General features: G+C 65.1%; 13 protein-coding genes. 1 reads left to right on the top strand and 12 read right to left on the bottom strand.

The annotated features are described in order from the left end of the window. Positions 1-70 precede the first annotated feature (70 nt). The 12 genes from FNV92_RS24275 to FNV92_RS24220 form a co-directional block, all read right to left on the bottom strand. Positions 71-1,444: a cation-efflux pump gene (locus tag FNV92_RS24275; protein WP_143844242.1), complete on the bottom strand. Its 1,374-nt coding sequence runs from the start codon at positions 1,442-1,444 to the stop codon at positions 71-73. A 253-nt stretch (positions 1,445-1,697) separates the two neighbouring features. Continuing rightward, positions 1,698-2,666 carry a zinc-binding dehydrogenase gene (locus FNV92_RS24270; RefSeq protein WP_143844243.1) on the bottom strand — a complete coding sequence of 323 codons (969 nt, stop codon included), beginning with the start codon at positions 2,664-2,666 and terminating at the stop codon, positions 1,698-1,700. Between the two features lie 25 nt (positions 2,667-2,691). Beyond that, positions 2,692-3,687, bottom strand: coding sequence for an NAD(P)H-dependent flavin oxidoreductase (locus FNV92_RS24265; protein WP_015687330.1), 996 nt, complete (start codon positions 3,685-3,687; stop codon positions 2,692-2,694). Positions 3,688-4,732: 1,045 nt separating this feature from the next. Next, entirely contained in the window at positions 4,733-5,383 is a 651-nt protein-coding gene (locus FNV92_RS24260; RefSeq protein WP_143844244.1) for a hypothetical protein, read from the bottom strand. A gap of 44 nt (positions 5,384-5,427) precedes the next feature. Then, positions 5,428-5,628 (bottom strand): hypothetical protein, encoded by a 201-nt coding sequence (locus tag FNV92_RS24255; protein ID WP_041748433.1) that lies wholly within the window; start codon positions 5,626-5,628, stop codon positions 5,428-5,430. A gap of 268 nt (positions 5,629-5,896) precedes the next feature. Then, positions 5,897-7,303 (bottom strand): hypothetical protein, encoded by a 1,407-nt coding sequence (locus FNV92_RS24250; RefSeq protein ID WP_168213584.1) that lies wholly within the window; start codon positions 7,301-7,303, stop codon positions 5,897-5,899. A gap of 229 nt (positions 7,304-7,532) precedes the next feature. Then, the gene (locus tag FNV92_RS24245; protein ID WP_143844246.1) at positions 7,533-8,318 is read right to left on the bottom strand and encodes a fumarylacetoacetate hydrolase family protein; all 786 of its coding nucleotides are present in this window, start codon (positions 8,316-8,318) and stop codon (positions 7,533-7,535) included. Further along, positions 8,315-9,334 (bottom strand): 2-dehydropantoate 2-reductase, encoded by a 1,020-nt coding sequence (locus tag FNV92_RS24240; protein WP_143844247.1) that lies wholly within the window; start codon positions 9,332-9,334, stop codon positions 8,315-8,317. Before FNV92_RS24240 ends, FNV92_RS24245 begins: the two co-directional genes overlap by 4 nt. 100 nt (positions 9,335-9,434) lie before the next feature. Further along, entirely contained in the window at positions 9,435-9,863 is a 429-nt protein-coding gene (locus tag FNV92_RS24235; protein WP_143844248.1) for a CBS domain-containing protein, read from the bottom strand. Between the two features lie 180 nt (positions 9,864-10,043). Further along, entirely contained in the window at positions 10,044-11,360 is a 1,317-nt protein-coding gene (gene oxlT / locus FNV92_RS24230; RefSeq protein WP_143844249.1) for an oxalate/formate MFS antiporter, read from the bottom strand. Positions 11,361-11,620: 260 nt separating this feature from the next. Then, the gene (oxlT, locus tag FNV92_RS24225; RefSeq protein WP_015687322.1) at positions 11,621-12,910 is read right to left on the bottom strand and encodes an oxalate/formate MFS antiporter; all 1,290 of its coding nucleotides are present in this window, start codon (positions 12,908-12,910) and stop codon (positions 11,621-11,623) included. A 239-nt stretch (positions 12,911-13,149) separates the two neighbouring features. Beyond that, positions 13,150-13,287 carry a hypothetical protein gene (locus tag FNV92_RS24220; protein ID WP_015687321.1) on the bottom strand — a complete coding sequence of 46 codons (138 nt, stop codon included), beginning with the start codon at positions 13,285-13,287 and terminating at the stop codon, positions 13,150-13,152. Positions 13,288-13,644: 357 nt separating this feature from the next. On the opposite strand from FNV92_RS24220, the gene FNV92_RS24215 reads away from it, so the two are divergent. Continuing rightward, on the top strand, positions 13,645-14,976 hold the full coding sequence (locus FNV92_RS24215; protein ID WP_143844250.1) for an Hsp70 family protein: 1,332 nt from the start codon (positions 13,645-13,647) through the stop codon (positions 14,974-14,976). Positions 14,977-14,985 lie beyond the last annotated feature (9 nt).

Genomic DNA, 14,985 nt, shown 5'->3' with positions numbered 1-14,985 from the left:
GTCCTGCGTCCGTAAATCGGCGTGCGCGATGAGTCCGAAACGAGAACGTGTGACTTTCGATCGTTCCGCATCACGCGCGCGGCGGCTCGGCGTGGCTGATGACCCGCTTCACGCTCGGGAAGGCACGGCGCAGCTTGCGCTCGATCGCGTCGACATGCTCGTGCACCTTGATCACGCTCATCGACGGCGCCGCGCGGCAGTGGAAGTTGACGATCTCGCCGCCCTCGGTGTCGCGCACGCGCACGTTATGAATGTCGTGGATCTCGCCGCCGGCGGCATATTCAATGAGGGCGGCGGCAATAGTCTGCACCCGTTCCGGCGCGGCATCGACCCCGAACGGCAGTTCCGGTTCCAGCGGCTCGATGTGGACGTCGACCTCGACGTCGGCGCCGAACTCCTCCTGGATGTTCCGCTCCAGCGTGTTGGCGACGTCATGGGCGGCATCGAGCTGCATCCGGGCGTCGACCTCCAGGTCGATGCTGACGATCAGCTTGCCGCCCAGGTCGTGCACCGTGACGTGGTGGACGGCCAGGCCCGAATTGTGCGCGATCACCATGATGCGGTCGCGCACGGTCTCGTTGTCGCGCGCGACGGGGACCGCGGTGAAGGTGAGGTCGGTATCGCCGAATGCCGTCTCGACGGCGGCCTGCGCCTTGCGCTTGATCTCCTCGACGCGGTCGATCGGATAGGTCCGCGGCACCTTTGCGATGGTGTCGATGAAGGTGGTCGCCCCGACCATGCGCACCCGCAGCCGCTCGACGTCGATCACGCCGGGAACGCTGCGGATCGCGGCCGTGGCCTTTTCATGCGCGCCTTCCGGCGCACGGTCGACCAGCGTCTGTACGGTCGAGCCGGCCATGCGCAGGCCGAGCAGGGCGATCATCACGGCAACCGCGGCGGCGGCGGCCGCGTCGCCCCACCAGAAACCGAGGGCGGCGAGGATCAGGCCCGCGATCACGGCGAACGAGCCCATGACATCCGAGGCGAAATGGAGCGCATCGGCCGCGAGCGCCTGGCTCCCGGTCTCGCGCGCGGCGCGGTGCAGCGCGCGGGCACGCCAGAAATTGACGACGATGTCGATCACCAGCACCACGAACGGCACGGCCGAAATGCTCGGCGGCGGGGTTCCCTCGCGCAGCCGGCTATAGGACTCCACCAGGATGCCGCCGGCCAGCACGTAGAGCAAGGCGGTGACTCCGAGCGCGGAAATGCTCTCCAGCTTGCCGTGGCCGTAATGGTGCTCGTCGTCCGCCGGCTTGTCGGAGACCCGCACCACCGCCCAGGTGATGATGGTCGCGATCAGGTCGACCGAGGAGTGCAGGGCTTCGGAGATCAGCGCGAGCGAGCCGATCGCGATTCCGACTGCGAACTTGGCCGCCGCCATGCCGCCGCTGACGAAGATCGAGATCGCGGCGACCGAGGTTTTGCTGTGCTGGGAGGTCATGGCGGGGATTTAGCAGCCCATGGCCGAACATCAAGCGATGATCCCAGTCGTAGTCGCTAGTGAGTTGCAGGAGCGAAACTATTGCGAATACTTCCGAACTGAATGCTCGCCTACGCCACTTACTCCGTCATGCCCGGGCTTGTCCCGGGCATCCACGTTCTTCGTATCGTGCGGCAAAGACGTGGATGGCTGAGTCAAGCCCGGCCATGACAAGCGGAGGGAGGGCAATGCCCATCTCGCTCCGCCGCCCCCCTCACACCGTCACGACGATCTTCCCCAGGTGCTTGTTCGCCTCCATGTGCGCAAAGGCCTGGTCGATGTCGTCGAACGCGTACACCTTGTCGATCGGCAGTTGCAGCTTGCGCGACTCCACCGCGCCCCAGATGTCCTTGCGGACTTCGTCGAAGATCTCGCGGACCTCCTCGATGGTGCGGGTGCGGAAGGTGACGCCGATATAGCTGATGCGGCGGGCGGCATGCAGGTCGAAGTTGAAGTCGGCATGGGTGCCGCCGAGCCGGCCGACATTGACGATCCGGCCCTTGATCCGGGTCGCGGCCAGGTTCTGGTTGGCGACCTGGCCGGAGACCTGGTCGACGATGAGGTCGACGCCTTCGCCGCCGGTCGCCTTCAGGACCTCGTCGACCCATTTGGGGTCGGAGGAGTCGACCGCGAGGTCGGCGCCGTAGTCCGTCAGCCGGCCGCGCCGATAGGCATCTGTCGACGAGCCGATCACGAGCCGGGCGCCCTTGAGCTTGGCGATCTGCATCGCCATCAGGCCGACGCCGGAGCTGGCGCCCTGGATCAGCACGCTCTGGCCCGGCTGCACGCCGCCGACGGTGACGACGGCGTTGTGCATGGTCGCGAGCGCGACGGGGAGGGTGGCAGCCTCTTCGAAATTCATGTTCGAGGGGGCGCGGAACAGCCGGCCGTGATCGGCCAGCGTGTATTCGGCGAATGCCGCGCCGCCCGAGCCCATGATGCGGTCGCCGACCTTCACGCCCTTCGCATCGGGTCCGAGTTCGGCAACCTCGCCGGCCCATTCCATGCCGAGCACGGTGCCGACGCCGCCGGCCGCGCCGTGGGCGTGGCCCTTGCGCATGCCGGTGTCGGCGCGGTTCAGCCCGCACGCACGGACACGCACCAGCACTTGCGTGCCCTTTGGTTTTGGTTGAGCGACGTCGGAAATCCGAGCGCCGTCAGCGCCATAGACGTAAGCCTTCATGAATTACTCTCGCTTCTTGCAGTAATTATTCCGCAGCTTGCGCCGTCGGATGAACGATCATGCCTTCGAGCCGGCCGCGGATGATGGCCTCCGCCTCACGCACGATGCGGGAGACGAGCTCGGCACAGCTCGGAATATCCTGGATCAGGCCCTGCACCTGGCCAGCCGACCAGATGCCCTCGTCGGAATCGCCGGTGGCATAGACCATCTTGCCGCGGGCGCCCGCAACGAGCTCGCGGATGTCCTCGAACTTGGCGCCTTCCTTCTCCATCGCCACGACCTTGGTCGAGATCGCGTTCCTGGCGACGCGCGAGGTGTTGCGCATGGTGCGGAAGATCAGCTCGGTCTCGCGCTCGTCGTTGGCGACGATCTTCTCCTTGATGAGCTGGTGGATCGGGCTCTCTTTGGTGGCCATGAAGCGGGTGCCCATGTTGATGCCCTCGGCTCCCAGCGCCAATGCGGCGACCAGGCCGCGGGCGTCGGCAAAGCCGCCCGAGGCGATCATCGGAATCTTGATCTTGTTGGCCGCTGCCGGGATCAGGATCAGGCCGGGGGTGTCATCCTCGCCGGGATGGCCGGCGCATTCGAACCCGTCGATCGAGATGGCATCGACGCCCATGCGCTCGGCCGAGAGGGCATGGCGGACGCTGGTGCATTTGTGCACGACCTTGACGCCGTGCTTCTTGAACTCGTCGACATGCTCCTGTGGCTTGTTGCCGGCGGTCTCGACCACGGTGATGCCGCTCTCGATGATGGCGGCACGGTATTCGGCGTAGGGCGGCGGCTTGATCGCGGGCAGGATCGTGAGGTTGACGCCGAACGGCTTGTCGGTGAGGTCGCGGCAGCGCGCGATCTCCTTCCTCAGATCCTCCGGGGTCGGCTGGGTCAGCGCCGTGATGAAGCCGAGCGCGCCGGCATTGGCAACGGCGGCGACCAGCTCGGCGCGCCCGACCCATTGCATGCCGCCCTGGACGATGGGGTGCTCGACGCCGACGAGCCTGGTGAACCGTGTCTGCAACATGATCTGTTTCCCCCGCCTGCGTGGCGTTCTCTTATCGGTTGATGGCGCGAGGATGCCGCCGGGGTCGGGAAATGTCTATTGCGGGGATGCGCGGTGGAGGCGGGGCCATCATGCGGGCGATGCGGGTGATTCCGTGGGGCGGATAATTGGGTTTCCAATCCGTCATCCGAGGTGCGAGCTGCGCGGTGCGTAGCACCGGGCAGGGAGCCTCGAAGGATGAATGGCCGCGCTGCGAGAGCCGGGCTGTCGCCCTTCGAGGCTTGCCCTGCGGCGCGATTGCGCCACAGGGCAAGCACCTCCAGCGACAACGGCTACGCCGTTGCGCGGGGGTGACGGTCATAGGTTACGCTCGCTGCAATACCGAACTCGCATCCTCGCAAGACACACCTTCGCGTCCTCGCGGCGTGTTTCGCCCGAGCTTTGCCTGGTGGTCTCACCCTCAAATGAAAGAGGGCGCAGGGAAGGCCGGGTGCCGGCCGGGCACCCACGGTCCACTGTGCGAAGGTTGCGCTACAAGGGACAGCACAGCGGCATACAGGTGAAGCCAAACATCCGGCCTTCCCTGCGCAGTGGTTTGACGGCTTATGTCGCGCTCTCCTCGGGGAGCGATGCACTCTTGCCCCCGTCGCCTTGCGGCTGACGATGCGCGCGCCCGGTCGGGCCACCGCATCACCGCAACGCTTGACGCCAGCCTGCGGGCGCCAGGACCACGCGATTTTGCCGTACGCAGATCACACCGGTCGTGCGTGCGATGCGCCTCGCTCACGGTTTCCCGCCCTGCGATCACCGTCGCACCAGTGTGGCCCGCGTCCACCGCCGTCCGGCCCGCGTTCGTGACGATCGCGATACGCCCCTCTTCCTTGGGCCGGAGTGCGCACAATATCCGCCGATTCCGAATTTCTGTAAAGGCGAATATTTTTGGCCGCGCGGATTAACGGACGGCTTGGGTGTTTTGCCCGTCGGGCAACGCAAGGGCTTGTAGCCCGGATTGCGCTGCGCTCCATCCAGGCTACCGGCTACCGGCTACCGGCTACGGGCCAGGCCGCTACTCCGCCGACAGCCGGACCATCTGGCGGCCGCCGTTCATGTCCTTGAGGCTGTTGACGAAGTTTTCCGGGCGTTGCCAGCGGTAGGGGACCTTCAATCCCATGTACTCGGCGATGTCGCCGATGAAGCCGGTGCAGTTGGTGGTCTCGGCGTTCCAGACCGGCGAGCTCGCCTGCAATTTCTTGATATAGGCGAACACGCGCTTGGCGTCGGCTTCGTTCAGATAGACCCGGTAGCTCGCGGTGAGATAGTCCGGATCGAGATCGCCATAGCTCGCGCCGGTCTCGGAGGGGACCCAGGTGAGGTGGCCGAGCACGTAGGCCCAGGTGTCGCCGGCGGGCGTGAGCCCCGCGACCTCGACGGCGCGCTCGCTGGTCTTGCCGTACCAGACGAAGGCGTGGCCCCAGCTCGCTGCCGTCCGCGCGCGGAAGTCGACGTAATAGGGACCTTTCTCCGCGCGTGCGACGGGGCGCCGGGTCGATTGCGGCGCGCCTCGTGACGCGGAGTCGATCGTGGCAAGCGCGTTGGCATCGGCAACGCGCTTGTTCGCTTCGTGAGCCGACGCCGAGGGCAGCGTGCACGCGGTCATCGCCGCGAGGGCGAGCCCCGCAAGGATGCAGGATCCCGATCGATCACGTTTGTTGGTCACGCTGTGCCCCTCGACTGTCGGCCGTTGACGCTGAGCGCTGCGCGTCAGTAGCGCGAGACGACCGGGCCAGGCGCCTTGCCGATCGGGGCCTTTCCAATCGGGCTCTTGCCAATCGGCATCTTGCCGATCGGCGCCTGCTCCCCATAGACCGGAACGGGCTGCCGGCGCGGCAAATCCGCGGCGTTCGCAACCGTCACCAGAGCAAGCGTGGCACCCAGAACAAATACAATCTTCTTCACGTTCATACCCCTGAAGGTTTGGTCCAAACACGGCAGCGCCGTGCCCCCAGACACGCCTGACAAAAGGGCGGCGGAATACGTCCAAGTTGCGGCACCCGCGCGACATGTTGGCGGCATCTGGCGGGCGCGCGCAAATGTGATGTGTCCAGATGTTTCGGGCGGTGCGGAGGCGATTTCGCAGCCCGCATGGAACGAAGCGGAATGCGGGGGCCCACCAACGGTCCCGGATTGCGCGCAGCGCAATCCGGGCTTCAGCGCGATACCGTCGTCGTTCTCAGCCGATCCGGTTCAGGCTGTTGCGGATGGTCGAGAAGATGCCGCCGATGTCCTTGCGCAAGGCATCGAGCGCATTGAAATTGTCGAAGATGCGGGCGAGCCGGTCTTCGACCTCGCGCTTGCTTTTGGTCAGCGCGTCGACGCGCGAGGCGAGGGTGACGTCGCCGCTCGCCTCGATCTCGCCGACGGTCCTGGCGAGGAGGTCGCGGGTGGTGCTGACGTCCGCGATCATGGCCTCGATGCCGAACACCGGCGCCTTGAGCGGAACGAGATCGGCCTGCGACTTCGACAGCTCCGTCTTGAAGGCGTTGAGCGTCGTCAGTGTCTCCTGGAGGGCGCCGAGGCGCTGGCGCGACTGCAGGACAAAATCGTTCAGCGCGTTCTGGCGGTCCGCAAGAGACTTGCCGTCGGAATCGTTTTCGACATCGGCGAGCGAGCGTTCGAGCTGAGCCCGGCGCTGGGCGAGCTCCTCGAAGTCGAGGCTGACAGCCTTGAGGATGTTGAAGCTGTCGTCGATGCGCGCGAGCCGCTGCTCGATCTCGATCTTGTTCTTCGACAGTGTCTCGACGCGGGTGCCGAGCGGCGCTTCGCCGCCGGTCTCGAGCTCGTCGATGCTCTTGGTGAGGCGATCATGATTGAGGCCGAGCTCGCCGATCAGCGCATTGATGCCGACGTCGGCCGAGCGCAGCGGCACCAGCTCGGCATGGGATTTGGCCAGATCTTCCTTGTACTGGTTCAGGGTCGCGAAGGTCTCCTGCACGGAGTTCACCCGTGACAGCAGCGTGGACATGTCGCGCGTGATGTCCTTGAGCCGGTCGGCCAGGCTGTTCTTGCGATCGTCGGTCTCGAGGTCGTGCAGGGCGCGCTCGAGCTGGTTCTGGCGGTCGCGGATCTCGGTGAACACAGGCTCGACCGCGCGGCGCTGATCTGCGACCTTGCCGACCATCTCGCGCAGCGCCTGCTGGCGGCGGCGGATTTCGGCGAGCTGGTCGTGCATGTCGGTGGATTCGTTACGGCCCTGCTGGAGCAGGGCGCGCTGCTCGATCTCGCCCAGCTTGTCGTGAAGGGCAGAGACGGCCTCCCTGGGGTCGCTCTCGATCAGGTACTGGACGGTGGCGTCGAGGTGGTTCTGCAGGGCGTTGGCGACGACCACGTCTTCCCGGGTCTTCCTGAGGCGGTCGCGCAGCGTGTTGAGCCGCCGGTCCTGGCGCGACGTCCGCCAGACCGAGGCGCCGATCAGCGCGAGCGCGACGGCGAGGATCGCGCCGGTCGCGATGCGCTGCGGCATCGGCAGGCCCGCGAACCAGGCGGGCAGGTGGGCAACGTCGTAGCCAAACGCCTGCTGGGCGAGGAACGCGATGGCGGCTAGCAGGACAAACCAGGCAACCAGGAAAAACAGCCACATCGTGAATTCCTCACGCCGGCACATTATCGCCATAGTTGCTATTGGAGAGCGGAACCGAGATCAAGGGTGGGTGGGGTGCCGGACGTGCCAATAGCGCGATTGGCGACGGGGCGCGTCGGCCGATCGGTGGAGGGGCGTGGGAAGTTGCCGGGTTTTCCCGACAGCCCAGGTTACAGCCGTCGTCATCCCGGGCTCGGCGCTCTACGCCGCCCCGGAATGACAGCGAGAGCTACAGCCGAAACTCGTTGGTCAGCTCGCCGATGCCGTCGATCGCGACGGTGACGATATTCACCGGCTCCTTCATCACGCCGACACCGACAGAGGTGCCGACGGCGATGAGGTCGCCCGGAAGCAGGGTCATATCGTGGGAGATCCTGCTGACCAGATCCTGGGCACTGAAGATCATGTCCGCGATCGGATAGTTCTGCCGCTCGGCGCCGTTGAGAATGGTGCGGACCGTGAGCCTTGCGGGATCAAGGCCGGTCGCGATGACAGGGCCGAACGGGCCGTAATCGTCGATGCCCTTGGCGCGGGCCCATTGCGGGAAGGTGGGATCGCGCGTGAGGATGTCGTTGGCGGTGATGTCGTTGACGCAGGTGTAGCCGAAGATGAAGCTGTCCGCCTCATCAGGCGAGACGCGCGCGCAGGCCTTGCCGATGACGATGCCGAGCTCGCCCTCGTAGGTGGTCTTGCCGTCGTAGTACGAGGGGCGGCGGATCACGGCGCCCGGCGTCGTGACGCTGGTGGTGGCCTTGAGCAGATAAAGCGGCTCCGGCGGCTCGGGCTGGTTCAGCTTGGTGGCGAGTGCGTGGAAATTATTCCAGAGCGCGACGATCTTGCTGGGCGCGCACGGGGCCAGTAACTCGACTTCCGACAATGCCAGCGTCTTTCCGGCGGACGCCTTGCGGCCGAACATCTCGCCTTCATGCACGCTGATGCCTGACGAGGTCAGCGTGCCGAAACCGGTCGCGCCGGCGTGGCGGAAGCGAAGCCATTTGCTGACGTCCGCCATCATGCCACCGCCAGTGCATGCGGATCGGTCGGCGTCGAGACGCCATCATAGAGGCCGGCGATGCGGGCGCGCTGCGTCACCATCGCCAGCACCGAGTCGAGCGCGGGCGTCGGAATTCCGGTCAGCCGGCCCATCTCCTGCACCACGGTGACGAGCGGGTCGATCTCCATCGGGCGGCCGCGTTCGAGATCCTGCAGCATCGAGGTCTTGTGCGCGCCGACCTTGCGGGCGCCCTCGATGCGGCGCTCGACGTCGACGCGGAACTTGACGCCGAACGTCTCTGCGATGGCCTGCGTCTCCACCATGATCGCGCGCGACAGCGCGCGCGTGGACGGATCGGTGCAGATCACGTCGAGCGTTGCATGGGTGAGCGCGCTGATCGGGTTGAAGCAGACATTGCCCCACAGCTTCAGCCAGATCTCGTCGCGGATGCGGTCGAGCACCGGCGCTTTCAGTCCGGCCGAGACGAACAGATCGGCAAGACGTTGCACGTCCGGCGTGATCTCGCCGGAGGGCTCGCCGAGCGGAAAATTATTGCCGTAGACGTGGCGGATCACGCCGGGCGCCTCGATCTCGGTGGCGGGATAGACGATGCAGCCGATGGCGCGCTCGGCGCCGATCTCGCGCCACTGCCGTCCGCCGGGGTCGATGCTTTCCAGCGTCGCATTCTCGTAAGCGCCGCCGTGCCTGTAGAAGTACCAATAGGGGATGCCGTTGACGGCAGTGACGATGCGGGTGTGGGGCCCGAGCAGCGGCTGCATTGTCTCGATCACGCCGGTGATCGAATGCGCCTTCAGCGTGATGATGATGAAATCCTGCACGCCGAGCTCGGCGGGTTTGTCGGTGCAGCGCGGATGCACCGTGTGCGTCTCCTCGCCCGTGAGCAGCGTCAGGCCGCGCTCGCGCATCGCGGCGAGATGGGCGCCGCGTGCGACCAGGCTGATATCGGCGCCCGCGCGCGCGAGCTGAACCCCGAGATATCCGCCGATCGCGCCGGCGCCGTAGATGCAGATCTTCATGAAATCCTCGCGGGTGGCCGGAATTTGGGACGAAGGATCCTGTCCGGCTCGGATGCATCCGAGCCGGGGCTGGTCGTCGCGGCAGAAGGGGCGTGCCGCTTTAGGCTGCTGCCTGCGGCGTGCCGTTGATCGCTTCGTCGACGGCAGCGGCGATGTCGCGCATGCTGATGACGGAGACGAGGCTGTAATCGTCGATCACGGGCAGGTGCCGGATGTGATTGCGGTTCATCAGGTGGCGGACGTGCTCGATCGTGTCCGAGGAGGTGCAGGAGACGAGCTGCTGCACCGAGACGAGCTGGGAGATCTTGACGTTGACGCCGCCCGCGCCGTGCTCGGCGATGGCGCGCACCACGTCGCGCTCGGTGAACATGCCGACGGCGGTGTTGCCCTCGGAGCGGACCACGTCCTTGACCACCAGCGCGCTGATATTGTTGGCGCGCATCAGCTTGGCGGCGATACCCACCGTTTCGTTCATTCGCACCGTGACAACGCGCGGTGTCTTCTTGCGCAGAATGTCTCCGACCAGCATTGCAACCTCCCTGGGGTGAATGGCGGGTCAAGTGTGGTATACATAATGCCAATGGTCAAGCGCTCGATTTGGCTGATCCGAAAATTCTTGCGGCAGGATTGCTGACGTTTCTCGTAGCGACAAAAAGAAGGGGCGCATCGCTGCGCCCCTTTTCGCGATCGTGCATGGTCGTGCGGCGGCTTACGCCGTCTTGGCGTTGCCGGTTGCGGAGGTGGCGCTCTCGGCTTCCTTGCCGAGGATGAAGGAGCGGCGCAGCGGCTTGATCACGAACAGCGCCATCAGCGCTGCCGTCGCGTTCAGGGCCACCGCGACCACGAACACAGCCTTCCAGCCATAGGCGGTCGAGATCACGCTGGCGAGCGGGACGAGCAGGGATGCCGTGCCCTTCGCGGTGTAGAGCATGCCGTTGTTGGTGGTCGCGTATTTCGAGCCGAAAGTGTCGCCGCAGGTGGCGGGAAACAGCGAGTAGATCTCGCCGAACACGCCGAAATACACCGCCGTCGCGAGCACGAACACGATCGGAACGTGGCCGTAGGCCGACAGCGTCAGCAGCATCACCGCCGCGGTGCCGAAGGCGATGAACATCGTGTGCTCGCGACCGATCGTGTCGGAGACCCAGCCGAAGAACGGACGGCCGAAGCCGTCGAAGATACGATCGAGCGAGATCGCGAACGTCAGCGCCGCCATCTGGAATCCGGCGAGCGTCACCGGCGTGTCGGCGATCTTGAAGTCGTGCGCGATCGGAGCGATCTGCGCCGCGGTCATCAGGCCGCCGGAAGCGACCATGACGAAAACGAGGTACATCACCCAGAAAATAGGGGCGCGCAGCACTTGCGGCGGGGTGAAGTCGATCTTGGTCTGCGGCAGATTGAGCTGCTTCTTCTTCGGCGGGATCGAGATCCGCGGCGGCTGGATGAAGAAGGCGAGCACGAACACGATCAGGCCCTGGCCGATGCCAAAGGTGAGGAATGCGTGCTGGTAGCCGCTCGATGCGATCATGGTCGCGATCGGCACCACGGTGAGCGCGGCGCCGGCACCGAAGCCGGCGGCGGTTGCGCCGGCAGCAAGACCACGGCGATCGGGAAACCATTTCAGCGCGTTGCCGACGCAGGTGCCGTACACCGCGCCCGCGCCCATGCCGCCGATGATCGCGGCCGCGTAGAGCAGGGTCAGCGAGTCAGCGTAGGAGTTGAGCACCCAGGACAGCGTGATCATGACGCCGCCGAACATGATGACGACGCGCGGACCGTATTTATCGACGAACCACGCCTCGACCGGCACCAGCCAGGTCTCGGTGACGACGAAGATGGTGAAAGCGAGCTGGATCGCGGCGCGGCCCCAATGGTGGGCCGCATCGATCGGATCGACGAACAGCGTCCAGCCGTATTGCAGGTTCGCGATCATCGCCATGCAGACGATGCCCATGGCGAGTTGAAACCAACGGAAACCGGTGCGAAGCGGCGCAGCTGTGACGGCGCCATCCGTGCTGGACATCATCAAGAACCTCCCAAGCGCCCGACTTGTCACGACCTGGGATTACAAGATGACCCAGTGTCGCAAATGTTGTGGCTTATCGTCGCAAGCGCGGCGGGGAGATTGGTATACCATATTCCAGAAGGCAAGTCCTATCTTGGGGCGCGACGCGAGAAAATCGCTGGTTCCGTTCGGATCATCGGAATCGAGGAGGCTTCGCGCAAAACGAAAACGCCCGGCCGCAATGCCGGGCGTCGCGCTCGAAGGAGCTATGGTGAGGCGTGTCAGGCGGCAGTCGATTTCGCGACCACGATCTTGCGCCAGGGCTTGAGCACCGCGATCGCCAGTGCCGAGGCCAGGATGTTGGCGCCGGCCGCGATGATGAACACGCTGTCCCAGGTGCCCGACGACTGCTGCATGTAGTTCGCGATCGGCACCAGCAGCGCAGCCGTGCCCTTCGCGGTGTAGAGCAGGCCGGCATTGGTGGTCGCGAACTTGGCGCCGAACGTGTCGGTGCAGGTCGAGGGGAACAGCGAGTAGATCTCACCCCAGGCGAAGAACACGAAGCCCGAGAGCAGCACGAACCAGATCGGATCGTGGCCCCAGAGATAGAGCATCCAGATGCCGAACCCTTCCATGCCGAAGGCGATGAACATCGTGTTCTCGCGGCCGATCATGTCGGAGATCCAGCCGAAGAACGGACGCGTCAGGCCGTTGAGCACGCGGTCGATGGTGGCCGCGAAGGTCACCGCCGTCATGGTCACCGCCATCAGCGTGACCGGCACGTTGTCGACCTTCCAGTCGGCCGCGATCGGCTTCAGATTGGCCGTCACCATCAGGCCGCCGGCGCCGACGATCACGAACATGAAGTACATCAGCCAGAAGATCGGCTGACGCAGCACCTCGGTCGGCTGATAGTTGCGGCGGGTCTGCAGCAGATTGGCGTTCGCTACGACGTTCGGCACCTGACCTGCTTTCGGCGCCAGCAGGAAGAAGGCGAGGACGCAGATGATGATGCCTTGTCCGAGACCGAAATAGAGGAAGGTGGTCTGGAAGCCACTGTCCTTGATCATCGCCTGGATCGGCGCGACGGTCAGCGCGGAGCCCGCACCGAAGCCCGCTGCGGTGATGCCCGCGGCGAGACCGCGCTTGTCCGGAAACCATTTCAGCGCATTGCCGACGCAGGTACCGTAGACGCCGCCGGCGCCGATGCCCGCGATGATCATGCCGAGATAGTAGCCGTTGAGCGTGGTGGCCTGCGCGTTGATTGCCCAGCCGATGGCGCAAAGCACGCCGCCGACCAGCACGACGAGGCGCGGGCCGTATTTGTCGACGAACCAGCCTTCGATCGGCACCAGCCAGGTCTCGAACAGGACGAAGAGCGTGAAGGCCCACTGGATCGAGGCGCGATCCCAGCCGAACTTCTTCTGGATGTCGGGGACGAAGAACGTCCAGCCGTATTGATAATTGGCGATCATCACCATCGCCGCTACACCGACCGCCAATTGCGCCCAGCGATACGTGTCGCTTACGCGCGCGGCTGTAGGGGCCGTTGCCTGCACCATGTCCGTCATAAAGCCTCCCGTGGCGCCTCTATTTCTTCTGCGAGCGCTGGAGCGGCATTCTTGTATTCATTATGCCAAGGTTCAAGCGCTGGTCCGGTCCCCGTGCGCAAATGCCGCAGGACCTTTCCGGCCCAGCTGTGAATCGGACAACGCAAATAGAAATGGCCCCGTGTTGCGGGGCCATTCATCAAAAGTAGTATGTTGATGGTTCTGAAACCGACGCGCCGCGCTCCCGGCTCAGGCGCTGCTTACAGGCCGAAACGGGGCAGGTCGCCGTTGTGATTGGAGATCTCGGCGCTCGCCATCAGGAAGCGGTCCACCGCGGCCATGAAGCGCGCGAACAGCGAGGAGGACGGGGCGAGGGCGACGGAAGCGGTCTTGGACATCGGAATTCCTTTCTCGAGACAGTCAGTATTGCTGCCTCATTTCGAAGGGCAATTTACGTATGCCAGATGCCAGTGTCCATGCATGCCGTTGCATGGCAGTATGCTCACTCCCGCATTGCAGCATAACCGTCCGTTAAAGCGGCCGTTTCGGACTTAAGATTAGCGGGAAACATTCCAAAAGAGGTGGATCCGGTGCCGAACCGCCCGGAAATCGCGTTGCGCTGGCGGCTCCCGTTGCCCAGATCCGCAACACTTTCGGGAGTTCCGCGACCGCGCTGCAACATCTGCGGCCTTGGCAGAGCAGGTCAAAGCCGTTAGTGGTCTGCCCCCTTTTCCAATCAAGCGTCAGAGTGGTTCATGTCGAGCGCTTCGTCCGCTGTCTCGATCGGCATCGATTTCGGGACCAGCAATACGGTCGTCGCGATCGCGGCGGATGACCGCCGGGTCGAGGCCATCCGCTTCGACCATGGCGGCCAGCGGCACAGCGTCTATGTGTCGGCCCTGTGCTTCTGGGAGGACCGGCCGGGAGCCGGCGCCCAGGCCGAAGGCGGCCCGTGGGCGATCGAGACGTTCCTGGAAGGACGCCACGTCTACCGCTTCCTCCAGTCGTTCAAGACCTTTGCCGCGAGCAGCAGCTTCAACACAACGCAGGTGTTCCGGCAGCGCTTCAAGTTCGAGGACATCCTGGCGGCGTTCCTGCGAACACTGGCGCGCCATGGCGGCGACAAATTCGGCTTCGAGACCTCCACCATCACGGTCGGCCGTCCGGTGCGCTTCGCCGGCGGAAATCCCGACGAAGCGCTGGCGATGCAGCGCTACCGGGCCGCGTTCGAGCGTCTCGGCGCCGGCCACGCGCGTTATGTCTACGAACCCGTGGGTGCCGCGTTCTCCTTCGCCCGCCGGCTCGAGCGCGATGCGACCGTGCTGGTCGCGGATTTCGGCGGCGGCACCAGCGACTTCTCGGTGATGCGTTTCTCGCGCACGGGAGGTACCTTGCGCGCCGAGCCGCTCGGCCATGCCGGCATCGGCATTGCGGGCGACACGTTCGACTACCGCATCGTCGACCACGTCGTCTCGCCGCGGCTGGGCAAGGGCTCCAGCTTCCGTTCGTTCGACAAGGTGCTACCGGTTCCCAGCGGCCACTACACCAACCTTGCACGCTGGCATCAGCTCGCGATGATGAAGAGCAACGGCGATCTGCGCGAGCTTCGGGAGCTTGCGCGCAGCGCGCTGAAACCGGAGTTGCTCGAGGATTTCATCACCATCGTCGATCTCGATCTCGGGTTCTCACTTTATCGAGCGGTGTCGGATGCCAAGGTCGCGCTTTCGGCAAAGGACGAAGTCGACTTCCGCTTCAAGGGCGGCGGCGTCGACATCGGTTCCACCATCACGCGGAAGAACTTCGATTCCTGGATTGCCGACGACGTCGCGCGGCTCGGCGCCACCGTCGACAAGGTGCTGGCCGAGGCCGGCATCACCGCACGCGAAATCGAGAAAGTGTTCCTGACCGGCGGGACATCGTTCGTGCCAGCCGTCCGGAAGCTGTTCGCCGACCGGTTCGGCAACGAACGGCTGATGTCGGGCGACCAGTTCGAGTCGATCGCTTACGGGCTCGCGCTGATCGGGCACAGTCCCGATCCGGACCGCTGGACTGCGAGCGGCGGGCTCGAACCGAAGGCGGGCGCGTAGCCTCGGCCG

The sequence above is a fragment of the Bradyrhizobium cosmicum genome, from assembly GCF_007290395.2.
GTDB classification, from domain to species: domain Bacteria; phylum Pseudomonadota; class Alphaproteobacteria; order Rhizobiales; family Xanthobacteraceae; genus Bradyrhizobium; species Bradyrhizobium cosmicum.
This window is presented reverse-complemented; position numbering and strand designations above follow the sequence as displayed.